This is a genomic window from Paraburkholderia sp. 2C (genome assembly GCF_054589215.1).
Genome location: NZ_BAAILL010000049.1, coordinates 79391 through 98912 on the forward strand (window position 1 = coordinate 79391; position 19522 = coordinate 98912).

The 19522-nt window shown below is 62.5% G+C and carries 15 protein-coding genes and 1 tRNA gene; 2 read left to right on the top strand and 14 right to left on the bottom strand.

The genetic code is table 11. The annotated features are described in order from the left end of the window. Positions 1-4 precede the first annotated feature (4 nt). From ACYPXD_RS24710 to ACYPXD_RS24730, 5 genes are all read right to left on the bottom strand, one after another. A complete protein-coding gene (locus tag ACYPXD_RS24710; protein ID WP_459717229.1) occupies positions 5-502 on the bottom strand; it encodes a YMGG-like glycine zipper-containing protein in 498 nt (165 codons plus the stop codon). 229 nt (positions 503-731) lie between these two features. Continuing rightward, positions 732-1118, bottom strand: a complete 387-nt coding sequence (locus ACYPXD_RS24715) for a response regulator transcription factor (RefSeq protein ID WP_459717232.1) — start codon at positions 1116-1118, stop codon at positions 732-734. A gap of 147 nt (positions 1119-1265) precedes the next feature. Further along, complete coding sequence (locus ACYPXD_RS24720; protein WP_459717234.1) at positions 1266-1955, bottom strand: response regulator transcription factor; 690 nt, start codon at positions 1953-1955, stop codon at positions 1266-1268. Continuing rightward, entirely contained in the window at positions 1952-3388 is a 1437-nt protein-coding gene (locus ACYPXD_RS24725) for a sensor histidine kinase (protein ID WP_459717236.1), read from the bottom strand. The genes ACYPXD_RS24720 and ACYPXD_RS24725 overlap by 4 nt, the downstream gene beginning before the upstream one ends. 488 nt (positions 3389-3876) lie before the next feature. Further along, positions 3877-6246 carry a PAS domain S-box protein gene (locus ACYPXD_RS24730; RefSeq protein WP_459717238.1) on the bottom strand — a complete coding sequence of 790 codons (2370 nt, stop codon included), beginning with the start codon at positions 6244-6246 and terminating at the stop codon, positions 3877-3879. 248 nt (positions 6247-6494) lie between these two features. Here ACYPXD_RS24730 and ACYPXD_RS24735 point away from each other — a divergent pair, with 248 nt between their 5' ends. Then, on the top strand, positions 6495-7343 hold the full coding sequence (locus tag ACYPXD_RS24735) for an AraC family transcriptional regulator (protein ID WP_459717241.1): 849 nt from the start codon (positions 6495-6497) through the stop codon (positions 7341-7343). A gap of 21 nt (positions 7344-7364) precedes the next feature. Here ACYPXD_RS24735 and ACYPXD_RS24740 read toward each other — a convergent pair whose 3' ends face one another. From ACYPXD_RS24740 to ACYPXD_RS24780, 9 genes are all read right to left on the bottom strand, one after another. Next, entirely contained in the window at positions 7365-7964 is a 600-nt protein-coding gene (locus ACYPXD_RS24740) for a LysE family translocator (protein ID WP_459717244.1), read from the bottom strand. Positions 7965-7986: 22 nt separating this feature from the next. After that, the gene (locus ACYPXD_RS24745; protein WP_459717246.1) at positions 7987-9627 is read right to left on the bottom strand and encodes an ABC transporter substrate-binding protein; all 1641 of its coding nucleotides are present in this window, start codon (positions 9625-9627) and stop codon (positions 7987-7989) included. Further along, a complete protein-coding gene (locus tag ACYPXD_RS24750) occupies positions 9624-10406 on the bottom strand; it encodes a 2OG-Fe(II)-dependent halogenase WelO5 family protein (protein ID WP_459717248.1) in 783 nt (260 codons plus the stop codon). The genes ACYPXD_RS24745 and ACYPXD_RS24750 overlap by 4 nt, the downstream gene beginning before the upstream one ends. A gap of 31 nt (positions 10407-10437) precedes the next feature. After that, on the bottom strand, positions 10438-11676 hold the full coding sequence (locus ACYPXD_RS24755; protein WP_459717251.1) for an MFS transporter: 1239 nt from the start codon (positions 11674-11676) through the stop codon (positions 10438-10440). 11 nt (positions 11677-11687) lie between these two features. Then, the gene (locus tag ACYPXD_RS24760; RefSeq protein ID WP_459717253.1) at positions 11688-13022 is read right to left on the bottom strand and encodes an ATP-grasp domain-containing protein; all 1335 of its coding nucleotides are present in this window, start codon (positions 13020-13022) and stop codon (positions 11688-11690) included. A gap of 47 nt (positions 13023-13069) precedes the next feature. Next, positions 13070-13855 carry an iron-containing redox enzyme family protein gene (locus tag ACYPXD_RS24765; protein ID WP_459717256.1) on the bottom strand — a complete coding sequence of 262 codons (786 nt, stop codon included), beginning with the start codon at positions 13853-13855 and terminating at the stop codon, positions 13070-13072. Between the two features lie 1098 nt (positions 13856-14953). Then, positions 14954-15044, bottom strand: a tRNA-Ser gene (locus ACYPXD_RS24770). A gap of 183 nt (positions 15045-15227) precedes the next feature. Beyond that, a complete protein-coding gene (gene serS, locus ACYPXD_RS24775) occupies positions 15228-16529 on the bottom strand; it encodes a serine--tRNA ligase (protein ID WP_459718491.1) in 1302 nt (433 codons plus the stop codon). 105 nt (positions 16530-16634) lie between these two features. Continuing rightward, positions 16635-17948 carry a replication-associated recombination protein A gene (locus ACYPXD_RS24780; protein WP_459717258.1) on the bottom strand — a complete coding sequence of 438 codons (1314 nt, stop codon included), beginning with the start codon at positions 17946-17948 and terminating at the stop codon, positions 16635-16637. Between the two features lie 198 nt (positions 17949-18146). Between ACYPXD_RS24780 and cytX the strand changes: the two genes are divergently transcribed. Next, positions 18147-19463, top strand: coding sequence for a putative hydroxymethylpyrimidine transporter CytX (cytX, locus tag ACYPXD_RS24785; RefSeq protein WP_459717260.1), 1317 nt, complete (start codon positions 18147-18149; stop codon positions 19461-19463). The last annotated feature ends 59 nt before the right edge of the window (positions 19464-19522 follow it).

Sequence of the window (19522 nt, forward strand, 5' to 3'; positions counted from 1 at the left end):
CTGCTTATTGGATGGTGTAGCCCCGCCCGGACATGCATGCCGACAACGCCCGGTTGTAAGTGGCGAGTGCCTGCGATGCCTGCTGTTGCGTCGCCTGCTGCTGTTGCTGCTGCGACTGCGCCTGATGACGCTGGCGTATGCCGCCGCCGACCGCGCCGCCCGCCGCGCCGATCGCGGCGCCCTTGCCCGCGTCGCCTGCAATCGCGCCGACCGCCGCGCCCACGGCGGCACCGCCTGCCGCGCCGCGCACGCGCCCACCGGTCGGCTGCTGCGGCGGCGGCTGATTGGCCGCGTGTTGCGCGATTGCCGCCGGGTCGACACCGGTATTCTGTTTAGCCCATGCCTGGCACTGTCCCATGTCGCTTGCCTGCTTCTGCGCGCTTTGCCCCTTCGCGGGATAGATGATTGGCTGCTGCGCCGTTGCCGGCAGCGCCACCGCGATCGCGACAACTGCGAGTACGGAGGCAGCTGACAAAGGCGAGATCCGCATTGCGGGTTTCATGTCTGCTAATCCTCAATCGATTACCTGTCCGCGGCGCCGCTGCGCTTCACCGTCCATGCGCGGCGCGCGGGCACACCTTGACGCTTGCCCTCCCGAAGGCGGCAAGTTCCGATGCTGTGAATATTGGAAGTCAGCCTCTTCGAAGACAATTGGACCTTGGTCCAATAGCTTGTGCGGCTTGTGCGGCTTGTGCGGCTTGTGCGATTGGGCACGCGGGGCGCGCGACGCGTCAGCGCGGCACTTCGATATCGAGCGCCGAGCAGACGGTGCGAATAAAAAGTGCGTCGTTGAACGGCTTGCGCAGATAGGCGACGGCGCCCGCGGCAAGCGCCTCGTCGCGCACGCCGGCGTCGTCGTGCGCGGTGATGAAAATGACGGGCACAGCATGACCGGCCAGCCGCCGCTGGACCTCGAGTCCGTTCGAACCGGGCATCTGCACATCGAGAATCACGCAATCGGGACGATACGAGGGCATGGACGACAACGTGTCCAGAAATTCATCGCCGCTCGCAAACGTGTCGGCCACAATCCCGACAGAGCGCAACAATCGTTTGATCGCCCGGCCCACCGATGCATCGTCGTCAACCACCACAACGAATGGTTTGGCAGCGCCCATTTTGAATAGTCCGGTGACCGGCAACGCGGATGCGACGTCTGCAAATGCGTTCCCTGCAATAGACTATGAGACGGCGTGCGCAAGCGATATTGGACCTTGGTCCCGTACGGCGCCGGGCGTGGAACGGTCTGGTAGTGAGGCGGGCGTTCAGTCGTGCGAAGACAGATTGAACGTCGCGCCGGCGCGGGCGACCTTGTCGGCCACGCGCACAAGCTCCGCGAGCGAATTGACTTCCATCTTCTGCATCACGCGCGCGCGATGCGCCTTGACCGTCTTCTCGACCGTACCCAGTTCGCAGGCCACCTGCTTGTTGAGGCGCCCCAAGACGACGAGCTCCATCACTTCGCGCTCGCGAGGCGTCAGGCGTTCGACGCGGCTCTTCAATTCCCGCCACTCGCGCAGGCTTCGCAATGCGTCGGCGGAACGGATCAGCGCCTCGTCGATCGCGCGCAGCAGTTCGACGTCGCGCACGGGCTTCGTCAGAAAATCGGCGGCGCCGGCCTTGAGCGCGCCGACCGTCATCGCGATATCGCCGTGCCCCGTGAGGAAGACAGTCGGCAGCGATGCGGGCAGCTCGCGCTGCAATTCGAGTCCACTCAGATCGGGCATCTGCACGTCGAGCACGACACAGCACGGAACCTCGTCGGCCTGGCAGCGCGCGTCACACGCACACGCCAGCACCTGCCCGAGAAACTCACGAGCCGATCCATAAGCATCGACGCGATAACCGGCCGAGTGGATCAGCCGCGTCAGCGCGCGGCGCACACTCGCTTCGTCGTCGACGACATAGACTGTCGCACCGCGCGCGCCGATCCCGTTGCACTCGTTGAATATCATGATTGTCGTCCCGTGTCCGGCCTACTCCACGGCGGCAGCGCGACGTAGAACGTCATGCCTTTGTCCGTATTGTTTTCGGCCCATAGCCGGCCGCGGTGCATGTCGACGATCGAGCGGCTGATCGACAGACCGAGCCCGAGTCCCTGAGGTTTCGATGTGACGAACGGTTTGAAGATACGCTCGAGCCGATCGGCGGCGATCCCTTCTCCGCGGTCGCGAATCGCGATGCGCACATTGCCGTCGCGATCGAGCCCCGCGAATGCGCTGACGGTACGTTCAAGCGCATCGCAACCGCGCATCGCGTCGAACGCGTTGACCATCAGGTTCAGCACGACCTGCTGCAGCTGGATCTTGTCGCCGCGCACGGGCGGCAGGTCGTCGTCGATATCGACCGACAGATGCACCCCGCGCACGATCGCGTCGCTATGCACGAGCTGCGCGACTTCGCGCAACACATCGCCGGGATCAAGCCGCACGAGTTGCAGTTCGTCTTTCTTCACGAACGCGCGGATGCGGCGAATCACTTCGCTTGCGCGGCAACTGTCGTCGACGATGTCCTTCAGGATCTCGCGCACTTCGCCAAGCTCGGGCGGATCGAGATCGATAAAACGTTGCGCCGCCTGCACGTTGCTGAGGATTGCCGTCAACGGCTGATTCAGTTCGTGCGCGAGCGACCCGGCCAGTTCGCCGAGTGTCGACACGCGCGTCAGATGCGCGAGTTCCTGGCGATCGTGCCTGAGTTCGTAACGCTCGGTGCGGTCGGTGACGAACGCAAGCATGGCGACATGGCCGCCGTAACGCAGCGCGCTTGACGCGACTTCCACCGGAAATTCACTGCCGTCACGGCGTTTCGCGCGCATGTCGCGTGTGTGCGCGGCCGGTTGCATAGACGGCTGTGTAGATGGTTGCATCCGCGGCTGCGTGCGCGGTTGCACCGCCGCACGGGGGGAGTCGGTCCGCTCGTGCCCGGTATTGAGCAGATGTGGAACGAGCAACTCCGCCGCGAGGCCGGCAAGATCGCTACGCCGGTACTGGAAGAGCCGCTCGGCCTGCATGTTTGCACGCATGATCCTGCCCTCGCCGTCGACGACGATCGCCGCGACCGGCGCGTGTTCGAGGGCGGCAAAGGCATCGGACATATCGGGCGCAACGCTTCCCGAATCGCGTTGGAAGATCGCGCGCCACGCCTTCGCGAATCGCCGGGTCCGTTGCATGACGCGCGGTGCGCCACTGCCGGCTCCCGCGCGCGGTTCCCGCTCCAGCCCCGTGATCGATGACAGTTGAATGAACGATGCGGCGCCCTCGAACGGGGCGCCGATGCGCGCGGGAGCCGACGGGTACAACGGTTGAACCCGGGTCGAGGACAGCAGCAGGCCCAGAAAACGGTTGAGGCGCGAGACCGCATTCGCGACGGCAAAGATGGCGATGTTCATGGCTTACGTACCTCGTCGACGCTCGCACAAGACAACCTGATTTGCCTGCCTGATGATGCATGACAGCGGACGCATGAGGACGGCCGGAACTCGGAGCAATGCAGTTGTTGCCAACAACCGCTCGATGCGTCGATCTTTTGAAACATTGACAACTTCAACACTTATTCTGATTGCGCTTAACCGGGAACTGAGGAATTTCGACCGATGTGCGCATGGTGCGGCGCAATCGCGAGAATGTGCACAGCCGCACAGGCGGCAGCGTAGGCATTTACTTCGCTATTCGAATTGTTCAGGGAAAAATTGCAACTTAATGCTAGGCATAAACCAAGCGATAGTAAAGCGATTCTTAGTCTTAATGCCTGACGATTACATAGTTTCCCGAATTAACACGCCGCTCCACCGATCATGCACCGCGCCGAATCGCATTTATTCTTAAATAGCCTTGCTATTTAACGAAGGATTCTTAATTCTGCATCGAATATGTCCGATCAACGATTGGATGAAGGACGCGATACGCTCTCGAGCAATTCATCAAGCACGGACATTTCGAGCGGTTTCACGAGATGCGCATCGAAGCCTGCCGCAAGCGATTGCTCGCGGTCGCTCGACTGGCCAAAGCCGGACATTGCGACAATACGTGTCAACGACAGCATCGGGTTCGAGCGCAACTCGCGCAGCAGACCGAAACCGTCGACGTTCGGCATCGCGAGATCGGTCAGCACGAGTTGCGGCAGGTAGACCTTGGCGGCGGCGAGCGCGCTTTCGCCGTCGTACGCGACGCGCGCCTCGTGTCCTTTCATCTCGAGCAGCACGGCAAGACTGTCCGCGGAGTCGCGGTTGTCGTCGACGACGAGTACGCGCAGCGCCGTGCGGTCCACGCCCGCCCCGACCGGCGGCGCCACGTCGTCATGGGCCTGCCCGAAGCCGGCCGCAAGCGGCAGCCGCACGGTGAACGTGCTGCCTTGTCCACGCCCGCCGCTGGCGGCCTGAATCGCCCCGCCATGCAGTTCGACGAGCGACCGGCACAGCGTAAGACCGATGCCGAGACCGGTGTCGGTCGGGTTCTGCGCGTGGCCCTCCTGCATGAACAGATCGAAGATCGAATTGAGCGCATTCTCGGGTATGCCGCGCCCATAGTCCTTTACGCGCACGACAACCGCGCGGCGCTCGGTTCCGACGTGAATGGAAATTTGCGTACCGTTCGGCGAAAACTTCGATGCATTGTTCAACAGGTTCTGCAACACCTGCACGAGCCGTGTCAGATCGCCGCGCAGCACGAGCGGCGTGGCCGGCATCACCACCTTGATGGTTTGCCCGCGTCCGTCGGTAAACGGCCGCGCGGCTTCGACACTACGCGCGACGACCTCCTGCATCTCGACAGCCGCCATGCGCAGTTCGATCTTGCCGGTCGTGATGCGCCCGATGTCGAGCAGGTCGTCGACGAGGCGTGTCAGATGACCGATCTGCCGGTCTATCACGTCGCGGCATTGGCGCAGCAGCGGATCGGTATTCGGCGCGAGCTGCATCGCACTCACCGCGTTGCGCACCGGCGCGAGCGGATTGCGCAGCTCGTGCGCGAGCGTGGCGAGAAATTCGCTCATACGGCGGCTCGACACCTCGAGTTCCTCGAGGCGCTTGCGTTCGCTCATGTCGCGCGTGACCTTCGCGAAGCCGAGCAGCCGCCCCGTGCTGTCGCGTATCGCCGTAATCACGACATTGGCCCAGAACATCGAGCCGTCCTTGCGCACGCGCCAGCCTTCGTCTTCGATGCGGCCGAATTTGGCCGCGATCTCGAGTTCGCGCTGCGGCTTCAGTGCGGCGTTATCGTCGGCGCTGTAAAACACCGAGATCGGCCGGCCCAGGATCTCGTCGCGCTGATAACCCTTGATCTGCATCGCGCCCGCGTTCCACGTCGCGACGTTGCCGTCCGAGTCGAGCATGAAGATCGCATAATCCTTGACCGACTCGACCATCAGACGGAAGCGCTCTTCGCTCTGGCGCAGCTTTTCTTCCTCGGCGCGCCGCGCGGTCAGATCGCGCGTAACCTTCGCGAAACCGCGCAGGCGCCCGTCCGCGCCGCGCAGCGCGGTGATCACGACATTGGCCCAGAACTTCGTGCCGTCCTTGCGGATGCGCCAGCCTTCGTCTTCGATGCGGCCGTACTGCTCGACCAGCACGAGCTCGCGCTCCGGCTTGCCCGATGCCTTGTCTTCCACCGAGTAGAACGTCGAAAAGTGCCGGCCGATGATTTCATCGGGCCGGTAACCCTTGATATGCTGCGCGCCGGCATTCCAGCTCATTACATGCCCGCCGCGATCGAGCATGAAGATCGCGTAATCCTGGATGTCCTGGACAATCTGTGCGAAACGCTCGGTGCTCGCGTCGATCAGTTGCGCGTCCGCCGGGGCTTCGTCGGGGCGCGCGATGAGCAGACAGTTGAAGCCGGCCAGCGCGCCCGCTTCGCCCAACACCGAACTGATCGACACACCGGCATGAAGCAGCGCCCCGTCGTTGCGCCGCAAGCGGCGCTCGCCCTCGACACGCCCCTGATAGGCCGCACCCTGCAGATCGCGCTGCGCAAGCGCGTCCGCCGAAAGGCCGCCATCGGCCGCGGCGCCTTCGTACAGGTACGACAGATGACGCCCCGCCATGTCGGCGCGCGCATGGCCAGTCATCCGCTCGGCCGCGACGTTCCAGCCTATCACGACGCCGTTGCGATCGAGGATCGCAAGCGCACAATGGTCGTTCCCTTCGACCAGCGCCTTGTATGTTCTGTCATCCGACGAAGGCGGGTCTGACGGCACCTGATGTGTGTCGCCGGCGACGACTAGTGCGGGTTTCCTGTCGCGGGTTGCCATGGGAATGTCTGATTGAATTGCCTGAGGGTGTCTGTGGGGGTGCCTGCGGTTTGCCTGTGGTTGCCGGAACAGACTGACCGGTTGGTTGATATAAATCTAAATATCGGAAGAAAGTCGTCGATGTGTATCTTATGCCCGATTCGACCATAGACGGCATAACGAGATTCACCCATTATGCGACCGCGAGAAGCAGAATACGTACCCGACCGCTATGCGGTCACCGGACCCAGCGGGATTGATGGCATCGTATGAAAGAGAATGTCGACACTTCAACATTGCACGATGCGATGGTGCCGCGCTTCTGGCGCGACGACGCGTTCCCGTTTATCGAGGCTCGCGCCGTGCATGACGGCAGTCATGTCTGTTATGCGAAACATACGCACGAGACATTTTCGATCGGGGTAGTCACGCATGGGGCGTGTACCTATATCAACGAACGTCTGCGCGAACCAATCGGCGTGGGCAGCGTGGTCGTGATCAATCCCGGCGACGTGCATGCGTGCAATCCGCTGGGACGCGAGGCGTGGTCTTACCGGATGCTCTATGTGGACGTACCGTGGCTCGCCGAACTGCAGCACGAAGCCGGTCTCAGCAGTTCAGCCGATTTCCGTATGTTCTCGACCGCGTTGACGCTCTGTGGCGAACTGTATCGCGGACTCAACCAGCTTCATGCGTTGCTCACGACGGAGAAAGTCGACCCGCTACGCAAGCAATGCGCATTGCAGACCTTTTTCACCGAACTGCCACGCAGGCTGAACCCGGCGCCCGAACTCAGTTGCGAGCACAACTATAAACTGGCGCGCGCGGCCGAATACATTCGCGAAAACTGCACGCGCGCGTTGAAGCTCGACGAGATCTGCGCGGCCGCGGAACTGTCCGCATCGTATCTGATTCGCGCGTTCAAACGCTGTTATGGGATGACGCCGCACATGTATCTGATCAACCTCCGCGTCGACTACTGCCGCACGCAACTGCGGCGCGGGCGCACGATCGCCGAAGTCGCAATCGAAGCGGGATTCTCCGATCAGGCGCATTTACAGCGCGTGTTCCGCCAATTCATGGCGGCGACGCCGGGGCAGTACCGCCGGCGCACATGACATGCCGGGCGCGGCTTCGGTTCACGCCGGCTGATGCGCGACCTGGGCGTACATCAGATAGCCCGCCGTTGCGATCAGCATGCCCCCCATCGTCAGGTTGAAAATGCGAATGCGCAACCGGCTACGCAGCAACACCGCGACGCGATCGCCCAATACCGCCCATGCGGCAAGCGACAGATAGCAGATCAGGAAGTACACGCCGATAAACGCGACCAGCGTGGCATGCGTACTCGAGAACAGTGCGGCGCCCGATGCGCAGGCGATCCATGCCTTCGGGTTCAGCCATTGCAGCAGAAAGCCTTCGATGAAGGTCGGCATGCGTTGCTGTGCGACGCTGATTTCGGGCGACGCCGACGCGATCTTGTACCCGACGTACACGATAAACGCCGCGCCGACGAGCTCGAGGTACATCAGAAAGACCGGATACGCGCCGATCAACCGCATGAGCCAGAAGCCGACAACGACGAGCAGCAGCGTAAAGCCGATCGTCGCGCCGGAGACGAACGGTATCGTGCGCCTGAAGCCGTGATTGGCGCCCGACGAAACGATCACCATGTTCACCGGCCCGGGCGAAATCGACATCGTCAGCGAAAATACGCACATGGCGATGAAGAGGGTCATTCGGTTTTCTCCGTCAGTTGGTTCAGAAGTCCTTCAGCGTCAGGTCGGCGAAGTAATCGATATCGAACGGATTCATCACATAGCCCGCGACCTTGGTGCTCATCAGCCGGAACACCGTCGCGTGAGCGAGCGGTACGACCGGTTCGTCGTCGGCCAGCATCGCGAGCGCGCGCGCGTAGAGATTGCCGCGCACCGTGACGTCGGAGGTGGCGCGCGCGTCCGTGATCAGCCGGTTGAAATCAGCCCTGCAATAGCGCGCGTTGTTCGAACCGCGCGTCACCGCGTCGCAACTGAAAAGCGTGTAGAGAAAGTTGTCGGGGTCGCCGTTGTCGCCGGACCAGCCGAGTTGCGCCATGTCGTGCTCGCCCCGTTTGACCTTGTTCAGGTAAGTCGGCCAGTCGAAGGTGATCAGTTCGACCTTGATGCCGACGCGCGCGAGGTCCGCCTGCATCATCTCGCCCATCGTGCGGCCGTTCGGGTTGTACGGACGGCTGACGGGCAAGGTCCACAACGTCGCGCTGAAACCGCGGCTGTAGCCCGCTTCGGCGAGCAGCGCGCGCGCCTTCGCCGGGTCGTATGGATAGGTGCGCACCCGGTCCGTGTACGACCAGAGCGTCGGCGGATACGGGTTGATGGCCGGTTTCGCGTTACCCAGAAACACTGCGTCGATATAGGCCTGACGGTTCAAGGCGTGCGCGACCGCGCGGCGTACGAGCACATTGTTGAACGGCGGCTTTTCGGTGTTCATCGCGAGGTAGCCGATGTTGAGGCCCGCCTGCGCTTGCAGGACGAGGCGGTTGTCCTGGCGGATGGCGGGCAGCGCCGCAGGCGGCGGTGACACCGCAATCTGACATTCGCCGCGCCGCACTTTCTGCACGCGTACGCTCGCGTTGGGCGTGATCACGAACACCAGATGCGCGATGCCGGGTGCGCCGCGCCAGTACCGCGGATTCGCGTCGTAGCGGATCATGCTGTCTTTCACGTAGCTGCGAAATGCGTATGGGCCGGTGCCGATGGGCTCGGTATCGATGTCTTCGGGGCGCCCTTGCCCGATCAGCTTCGCGCCGTATTCGGCCGACAGGATCGACATGAACGGCATCGCGAGGTCGGCAAGGAATGGCGCGTCGGGCCGCGACAGCGTGATGCGCACTGTGTACGCATCGACGCGTTCGGCGGACACGATCAGCTTGTCCATACCCATGCCCTGAAAGTACTGATAGTTGCCGCCGCCCATCCGGTGATACGGATGATCTGACTTCCATTGCCGGTTCAACGAGAACAGCACGTCGTCGGCGTTGAAATCGCGTGTTGGCGTGAAAAACGCTGTTTGGTGAAACTTCACGCCACGCCGCAAGCGGAACAGATACGTTTTCTGGTCAGCCGAGATCGACCAGCTTTCGGCCAGTGCGGGCACGATTTCCGTCGTCCCGGGCCGGAAGTCGACGAGCCGATCGTAGATCGTCGTGGCGGTTGCGTTACGCGCCGTTCCCGACAGCATCAGTTGCGGATTCAACGATTCGGGGCTGCCCTCCGAGCAGTAGACGAGCGTATCGGCCGGCGTAGCAGACGCGGCGCCGCAGCCGCATGCCGCGACAAGCAGACAACAGGAACGCACGACGCGGCGCGCGAGGCCGCAGACACGGATGGCTGCGGATGCCGTCATGACCACAGCCCCAGGCTGCCATCCTGCCTGAGCCCGATAAACGACGTCTGCGAAATACGCTCTCCGTCGGGCGTGCCGAAAATTTCGTGGAAGTTCTGCGTATTGAAAATGATCAGGTCGCCGACTGCCGGCATGATGCGCAAGCGGTCGTCGCGCTCGAGTACCTCATACGGGAAGTAGTATTCGCCTGGCACTTTCAGCCGCTCGTTGTGCGGTGTGTGAATCGTGTCGTGAATCACGAGCTCGCCGCCACGGCCTTGCATGCAGTAATAGATGTTCCAGGTCAGTTGCCGCTGGATCTGCGTCACGGCCCACGGCTGGCGGATATGACTCGGCGCATGATCGACATGCAGGCGTCCGTGACCGCGAAAGCGCCGGAACGCGCCGGCGAAATACTTGCCGAAGCCCGGCTCATCGAACACATCGACTCGCCGGTTCGCGCGCGACGCGATCGCGTCGGCAACCATGCGCACCGGGTCGATGCCGAGGCCGTCGTACACGCGTGCGATCGCCGCTTGCGCGTCCTGCGTTCTGCGGAAATACACCGACTTGTCGTCGTTCGCCCACTGGTTATGGCATACGCCGACGTGATGCACGGGGATATCGTGCAGATGCGCGTAGTCGCCGAATTCCAGCTCGCGCAGGCGCGCCGCGACCCGCGTGCAGATTTCGGGCCGCACGAAATTCTCGACGATGATTCCCGGAATTCTGAAGTCCAGCAGCAAGTCAAGATTTGACTCCGTCAATTCGCATAGCTGACGGTGAATCCAATTGCTCATATTCAACTCTCCGTAGATTGCAGGGGTCCGCTCAGACGGCGCGCGCCGTTTGCCGGTCGCTCGACACGATAAAAATGACGGCTGTCATGTAAAGCAGCATTAACAGGCTGACCAGTTCGACAAAGCGGCCGTCGAAGCGATCGATCAGTGCGCCGACCAGCGCTGCCTGCAGGCTCGCAAGAAGACAGCCGAGCGCGAACGAGATGCCGAATACCGAGCCAAGGCGTCCACTCGGCGCAAGCGCGACCATGCCGCTGTAACCCATCATCCACAGGAACTCGAACACGACCACCATCGCGAGAAAGAGCGCGCCACTCGTGGCGGGGCTCATGCCGCTGGCTGTGGCGACGTAGAACAGCGCGGCGATCGCGGACAAAGCGACAGCCAGTCGGCGCACTTTCACGAACGGCTGCTCGAACAGCCGCGTTTTTCTGCAGAAGAACGAGAAACTCGCCGAGCCCACGACAATGCCCACGCTTGCGAGCACATAGGCCATCGACACCGCGGCCGGACCGAGGCCGAAGCGCTGCACCGGAAAGATCGGCTGCAACACGCTGTAGGTGCCCTGGAAGAAGGTGGCGGTCAGCGGCGGCAACAGCGCGCAGACGAGAAGGCGCCGGTCGGCGGCAAGCACCTCGCGGTATTCGGCAAGGCGCGCCATGAGCGATTGGCGCGAGGTGCGGACCGCTTCCGCGCGCGCCTCGATGCAGCGCGTGAACCGAACGAGCGCGGCTGCGGCAACGAACGTCAGCGCATCGAGTAGCGCCACGGCGCGAACGTCGAGCCGGTCGGCGACGACCACGCCGGCGACGGCGGCAAAGCCGATTCCACAGTGATAGCCCGACTGCAGAAACGACGCGTAGTGAGTCGCTTTGGCCCGCGGAAACAGCGCGCGCGCCGCGACTGTCTTGTTGATGCGGTTCACCTGGTCCACGAGTCCGCGCACGAGCAGAATCGCGATGATCGGCCAGTAACCGGCCGAATCGGGAATCCATGCGATGGGGACGGTCAGCGCCGCTGAGAGCAGTTCGAGGCGGAACCAGCGCACGCGCGGATCGACGCCGTCACTCCAGTCGCTGCGAACAAGCACCACGAGCATCGCGGGCAGCCACTGCAGCGAAATGAAGACCGACGTCATCAGGCCCGAGCCGGTCTTCGCATAGATGGAAACAGCCAGTACGATATGCAGCAGCACCGACCCCGCCGATGACACGGTGAACGCCGCGGTGCCGAGCAACAGGTTGACTCTGGCGCGATCGAGCTTGAGCATCTCATCCGCCTCTAGCCGATCGACGCGATCGTTGTTTGGGCCGCGATGAAATCGACGGCTCGCGCGGCGTTCAGCTTGGCTTCGTGCTGGTCGCGCCCCGTGCACATCACCTGCGCAATCCAGCTGAAGTTCGAGTTCGCGTCAACCACGGTGTCGCCGGCTTCGCGATGCAGCCAGACTTCATATACGCCGGGTTGCGACCGGATCGTATCGATCGACGGCATGGCGATGACCTTGCCGCGCGTCGTGCTGACGAAACACTTCCATGCGGCTCCGCGGCGCGCCTGATATAGGCGTTGCTGCGACTCCCGTGCGATGGGGAGACGTGTGTCCGCTTCGTCGTCCGTTCGGTCGCCGGCTTCGACGCCTGCCCGGGAACTCGAAGCAATGTCGAGCGTGCCGAGGCACAGTTCGATGCAGTCGCCAACGATCGAGCGCGACGTCGCGAGATCCAGCATCACCGAGTGGCCGCTGCCGCCGACGCGCGTGTTGACTTCGACCAGGTGCGGTCCGTCGCGCGTGACGATCATTTCGACGTGGCTCGCGCCGAAGTCGTAACCAATCGCATCGAGGGCCGCGCAAGCCTTCCGCTCGACCGCTTCGCGGTGAGCATCGACAAGCGGAAACGATGCGCCGATTTCAACGGCGCCGTTCATGACGTCACGATCCGCAATACCGACGATCTGATGCTGCCCCGCGCCTGTAGTCAGGATTTCGGCGCTGACGAGTTCGCCTTCCAGATAGTCTTCGACGACGAACGCCGGCGAGATCCAGTCTTCGTTGACTTGCCGCAACGACTGTAGCACTGCGCCGATCTCCGATTGGTCCCGGCAGACCATCGCGCCGATGCTCGAATGACCCTGCACCGGTTTCACGAAGCAGGGGAAATCGGGCGCGCCCTGCGGCTCGGCCAGCAACGCGGGCAGCAATTCGATGCTATCGATCTTTCTGCATCGGACGCTGTCTGCCCCTTTCGCGAGCAGCGTTCGACGGAAACGGTATTTATCCTGCGCAAGTTCGATTGCATCGGGATTCGCACCTCGCAAGCCAAATTCGCGACACAGCCGCGCCGCGATATGTGTGCGGATTTCGGCGAAAGTCAGCAACGCGTCGATCGGATCGAGTTCGTCTCTGAGCGCTTTCGACACCAGTTCGAGATCGTTCGAGTTCGATACATGGATCACCTTGTCGACGAGATCGAGCCTCGCGAGCGATGACGCTGGAAACCACTTCCGGAAGCGCTCGAAATTGTCGGTCACCAGCACGGACCGATAGCCGCGCTGTTTGCACCAGGCAATCGCATCGAGACCGCTGAAGTTCGTTTCTATGAATACGACTGTTTTCATGCACGTGCCCTTTTGTGTTGTTCTTTATCAATCGATGGACGGATACGTCACATGCACGTACGGATATTCGACTCGAGATGAATCAGGCGCGCGCATTGATCCCAGAATCGACGCCAGTAGTCGATGCCCTGGTCGAACGATTGCCTGAACGCTTCGCGCTCTGCCTGCGTATTGCAGAAGCGCAGGAAATTGGCCACCGAATGCCGGATATGCTCGGTTTCGTCCGCGCGATGAACTCTGAAGAAGGCCGACCCGGACAGCGCTTCGTTGCAATCTTCGCTGTAGCACAGGCCATCGAATAGCGTTTCGATATTCTCTTCCGCGATGATTTCGAAGCTCAGCAGCAAGCCGATAATGCCGGCTTCGCTATCGGTGTGCGCGAGCGTCGCGTCGAGTACCTGAATGACGTCGCGGATCGATGCGCCTGACTCGCTGGCCTCGACCTTCACGCCGATCGCATCGACTGCCTTCAGGAACAGTCGCGAATGAATGAACTCCTTGTTGCGGCCGCCGAGTTCGTCATACGCAATCTGAATCAGATGATGCTGACGCTCCGGGTCGCCGCTTTGGGCAACGGCGCGCGTAAGAAAGGTTGGCACATAGCGTGTGAAATCGTACCAGGCGGTGGCCAGCGTTTGCGCGGTGCCTTGCGACCGCCGATCGGTCAACGCGGCCTTGATGTTCGCGAAAACGTTGCGTTTGTCGGCCTCGCTCACAAAATGCCGGGTCCAGAAGATCACCTCAGGATGGTCGTATCCATATTCTGATTCGGGAATCAGATAGCGCCGTCCGTCAATAGCATGCTGACTTGACCGAAATTCCTGTTGACTCATGCTGAGCTTCCCTTATTTGGGTCCTGCACCGGCAAACGTCTAGGCAAGGGACCGGGACCTCGAACAGCTCGTGTTGCCTCACTGCCCGGACCATCAGGCTGCCGGTGAAGACTGTTGTTGCCTCTTTGGCGGTCTTGGTGTGTGTCCGATCAGGACACCGGCGAGAGGTTATAGGGAGGCGATGGGCGTGTATTGAAGAAAATTACCCTCGGGGCAGGTGAGCGCTTTAAGTCGAAGCAGCAGTTGCGTGACTGCGTTTAGCGGATGCTTGGGTGTTCGGAATTTTCAAACGCAGCCTAAGAAATATCTAAGCAAATCTAATCAATAGATTGCTTCATAGGACTCGCAATAAAAAATAGCCTCCCCGAGTGGGGAGGCTATCGGATAGTGCGATACCCGGACCTGACGTACAGAACAGGTACGCTCACGGTTGTGGCTGGAAGCTGAATAAACCGTATCTCCACGGCGGCTCGAGCCAATGCTTCACACTCGCTGCCGTCGTCATTCCGGCCGGCCAGGAGCTTGTACTCAATCGGGTGGTTCGTGGCCTATACAAGAAGCGCGGTCGTGCGGCGAAAAACGAGTTGAAGTCCATCGCGCCTTCCAGTGGCGAGCGTGAACGTTTTGCATTGGCACTGTGCGATGTACGTAGAAAGCATCCCGACATACGTTCTCGACCTGATGTGCGACTATGAGTCAGTCAGCTTTATTCCAGACGCACGGTCGATGAAGGCTGAATACAGGAATGGCCTGCACGACTACCTCGCAACGGAACTCGCGTCGGTTAGCGACACGGTGCTGCAAACAACGCCCTGGAGGAAGTCCCCCGAAGGGGGCGACGTGGGAAAGCAAGGACAGCCTGTCACTGCAGTTTGTCGATATCCTCGCGAGCATCGTGTGGGCGCATCACGAGCATGGGACGGGGTCGGCGTATCCGATTGCGGCGCCTTATCTGGCGGAGAGACGCCGCTTCTTCAACAACCCCACGCGTGGACGAGTGGTCGAATTGTGTTGAATCGATGCAGACGATGGGCCAAATGAAGTGCCGGAAAAGCAAAAGCCCGTAAGTGGGTGACTTACGGGCTTTGCCTTGATACCTGGCGGAAAGGGTGGGATTCGAACCCACGGTACGGTATAACCGTACACCGGATTTCGAGTCCGGCGCATTCGACCTCTCTGCCACCTTTCCTTGGATTCTATGGAAGCTAGAAGCGGCCTTTGCAGTGCTTCAAGCCAATACCTGAGAGCAACTGGGACGCCTCACCAAGCGGGTCGCTGCTTGGCGAAGCGAAGATTATAGAACAGTTGAATGCGGTTTCCAAGACCTTTTTCATCGCCTGCATAAGCGCGATGCCAAGCCAGTAGAACTGCCTTAGCCTGCCGCAGCAGGCGCCTCCAACCGCTCCACCCCACCGAGATACGGTTGCAACGCAGCCGGCACCGTCACCGAACCATCGGCGTTCTGGAAATTTTCCAGCACCGCGACAAGCGTGCGGCCAACCGCGAGGCCCGAACCATTCAGCGTGTGCACGAGTTCGGGCTTGCCCTGCGCGTTGCGGAAGCGCGCCTGCATCCGGCGCGCCTGGAATGCCTCGGTATTCGAGCAGCTCGAAATCTCGCGATAAGTATTCTGTGCAGGCAGCCACACTTCGAGGTCGTACGTCTTCGCCGCCGAGAAGCCCATATCGCCAGTGCACAGCGTAATCACGCGATACGGCAGTTCGAGCTTCTGCAGAATCGTTTCGGCATGCCCCACCATCTGCTCGAGCGCGTCATACGACATCTCCGGCGCGACGATCTGCACCATCTCGACCTTGTCGAACTGATGCTGGCGAATCATCCCGCGCGTATCGCGACCATACGTGCCCGCCTCCGAGCGGAAGCAAGGCGAATGAGCGGTCAGCTTGATCGGCAGCGCGTTCGCGTCGACGATGCTTTCGCGCACCGTGTTGGTCAGCGAAATCTCCGACGTCGAAATCAGATACTGCGTGACCGTGCTTTCGCCGCCGCCCTTTTCGACGCGGAACATATCGTCTGCGAACTTCGGCAGCTGGCCCGTGCCGTACAGGATTTCCGGATTCACGATGTAAGGCGTGTAGATTTCCGTGTACCCGTGCTGCTGCGTGTGCGTGTCGATCATGAACTGCGCGAGCGCCCGATGCAGTCGCGCCATCGGGCCGCGCAGCATCGTGAAGCGTGCTCCCGCAAGCTTCGCACCGGTTTCGAAATCGAGGCCGAGCGGCGTGCCCACATCGACATGATCCTTGACCTCGAAATCAAACTGGCGCGGCGTGCCCCAGCGGCGCACCTCGACATTGCCGGTTTCGTCGTTGCCGGCCGGCACACTTTGGTGCGGCAGGTTCGGCACGCCGAGCAGCAGATCCGACAAGCGCGTCTGGATCACATCGAGCTGCGCGGCGGACGCCTTCATCTCGTCACCTAGCCCGCCCACTTCGGCCATCACGGCTGATGTGTCCTCGCCGCGCCCTTTCATTGCGCCGATCTGTTTGGACAGACTGTTGCGGCGCGCCTGCAATTCTTCGGTACGGGTCTGGATGGCACGGCGTTCCGCTTCGAGCGCGGAGAACGCTGCGACGTCGAGGGTATAGCCGCGGTCGGCGAGACGTTTCGCAACGCCGTCGAGATCTTTGCGCAGCAACTGGATGTCGAGCATGACGAGGGGGAAATTCGTTGTGTGAAGCTGCGATTCTAGCGCACCGGCCGTACACACCGGTGCGCGGCCGGTGGCTGCGAGCACCACCGGCCGCTCGGGCCGCGCTCAACTCTTTTTCGGCTTGTGCTCGCTACGCCACGCCTCGTCGAGTTCCGCGAGCCGGGTCAGCTTCTCGCCAATCCTGCCTTCCAGACCGCGCGGTGTCGGCCGATACCAGTGCGGCTCGCGCATGCCATCGGGCAGGTACGTCTCGCCGGCCGCGTACGCATCCGGCTCATCGTGCGCGTAGCGGTATTCGTGACCGTAGCCGAGCTCTTTCATCAGCTTCGTCGGCGCATTGCGCAGGTGCACCGGCACCGCACGCGACTGGTCCTTGCCGACGAATGCGCGCGCCTCGTTGTACGCCATATAGCCCGCATTCGACTTCGGCGCGACCGCCATATAGATGATCGCCTGCGCGAGCGCGAGCTCGCCTTCCGGTGTGCCGAGGCGCTCGTAGGTTTCGGCGGCGTCGAGCGCGATGCGCCCCGCGCGCGGATCGGCAAGACCGATGTCTTCCCACGCCATCCGCACGATACGGCGCGCAAGATAGCGCGGGTCGGCACCGCCGTCGAGCATCCGGCAGAACCAGTAAAGCGCGCCATCGGGATTGCTGCCGCGCACCGATTTGTGGAGCGCGCTGATCTGGTCGTAGAACGCATCGCCGCCCTTGTCGAAGCGGCGCAAGTTCTCTGCAAGCGCGCTGCCGAGCAGCGCGCCGTCGATGTCCGTGGTCTTCTGCTGCGCCGCCGCCCGCGCGACGATCTCGAGGTTGTTCAGCAGCTTGCGCCCGTCGCCATCCGCGGAGCCGATCAACGCATCGCGCGCTTCATCCGTGAAGGTGAGGCCGCCCAGCTCCTGCCGGGCGCGATCGAGCAGCTCGCGCAATTCGTCGGCATCGAGGCTCTTCAACACATACACCGCGGCACGCGACAGCAAGGCGCTGTTCACCTCGAACGAGGGATTCTCGGTCGTCGCGCCGACGAACACGAACAGGCCCGATTCGACGTGCGGCAAGAACGCATCCTGCTGGCTCTTGTTGAAGCGGTGCACTTCATCGACGAACACGAGCGTCTGCCGCCCATGCGCGCGGTGCACCTGCGCGATCTCGACGGCCTCGCGAATATCCTTGACGCCCGACAGCACCGCGGACAGCGCGATGAACTCCGCGTGAAACGCGTCGGCCATGAGGCGCGCGAGCGTCGTCTTGCCGACGCCGGGCGGCCCCCAGAGAATCATCGAATGCGCTTCGCCCGACTCGAACGCGACGCGCAGCGGCTTGTTCGGCCCCAGCAGATGCTTCTGGCCGATCACTTCATCGATGGTGCGAGGCCGCAGTCGCTCGGCGAGCGGAACGTTGGCACGGGTTTCTTCGAACATGATGTTTGGGATAATCTCGGCTTTTTCGGCGCAAACTGGCGTGTGGGGCCGCAACACAAGCGTGCCGCACGCCGGTTTGCGCCGACAGGGTCATGCATTATGACAGCCGCCGCGGCATGGCAAGGGCGCAACGTTTTGCAGTGCGTGCCGTGCCGCCGGCCGAACTTATACAAACGAAGACAGGAGGATCGACATTCAATGGCCCAAGACCCGCTCGCCGGCGACACCGGCTCCGCCTACGCCCCGCTTTCACCCGTGCCGGAGGCGCGCCGCGCATTCCGCACCGGCGACGCGTTCGCGCTGTGGTTCTCACTCGGCATCGGCCTGCTCGTCGCGCAGGCCGGTGCGCTGCTGGTGCCCGGCCTTTCGCTGCCGCATGCGCTAGCGGTCATCGCGATCGGTACGGCGATCGGCGTCGTGCTGCTCGCGCTCGCGGGCGTCATCGGCACCGACACGGGACTCGCGGCGATGTCGTCGCTGCGGCCGACGCTCGGCGTGCGCGGCGCGTCGGTACCGGCCGTGCTGAACGCGATCCAGCTGGTCGGTTGGGGATCGTTCGAGGTGATCGTGATGCGCGACTCCGCCGACGCGCTCGCGAAGCAAGCGTTCGGCCTGTCGATGCCGCTCGTGTGGACCGTCATCTTTGGCGTGCTGGCGACGCTGCTCGCGATCAGCGGCCCGTTATCGTTCGTGCGGCGCTTTCTGCGCACATGGGGCATCTGGCTGCTGCTCGCGGGCGCCGGGTGGCTGACATGGGCGGTGCTCGCCAAACACGATATCGGCGCACTGCTGCATCGCCCAGGCACCGGTGAAATGCCCGCGGGCGTCGCGCTCGACCTGGTCGTCGCGATGCCGCTATCGTGGCTGCCGCTGATCGCCGACTACACGCGTTTCGGCCGGCGCGCCGGCGAGACATTCCGCGGCACGCTCTTCGGCTACGGCATCGCGAACATCTGGTTCTATGCGCTGGGTGCCGTCTACGGACTCGCGGCGGGCGGCGGCGACGCGCTGCTCACGACCGCGCTCGCGCAGGCGGGCGGCGGTCTCGCGCTGCTGCTCGTGCTCATCGACGAAATCGATAACGCGTTTGCCGATATTCACTCGGCGGCCGTGTCGACCGGCACGTTCTGGGCGCGCTCGAGCGTGCCCTGGCTGTCGGCGGCATTCGGCGCGCTGTGCACACTGATCGCGCTCGCCGTGCCGATGGCGAAGTACCAGAATTTTCTGCTGCTGATCGGCTCGGTGTTCGCGCCGCTCTTCGGCGTCGTGCTCGTCGATCACTTCATCGTGCGCAAGCGCCGCGTCGATGCCGCCGCGCTCGCCGATGCGCAGGGCCGCTACGGCTACTCCGCGGGCTGGCACGTGAGCGCGTTTATCGCGTGGGCGATCGGCATTGCCGCCTACCAGGCGATCAACCAGTGGTTGCCGGATCTGGGCGCGACGCTGCCTGCGCTTGCGATCGGCGCGTTGTGCTATCTCGCGTTCGTTTCTACGCGGCGGCAGGCATTCGCGTAGCGGGCGGGCCCCCTTCCCTCGGCGGGCCCCCTCGGCGGGCCCCCTCGGCGGGCCCCCTC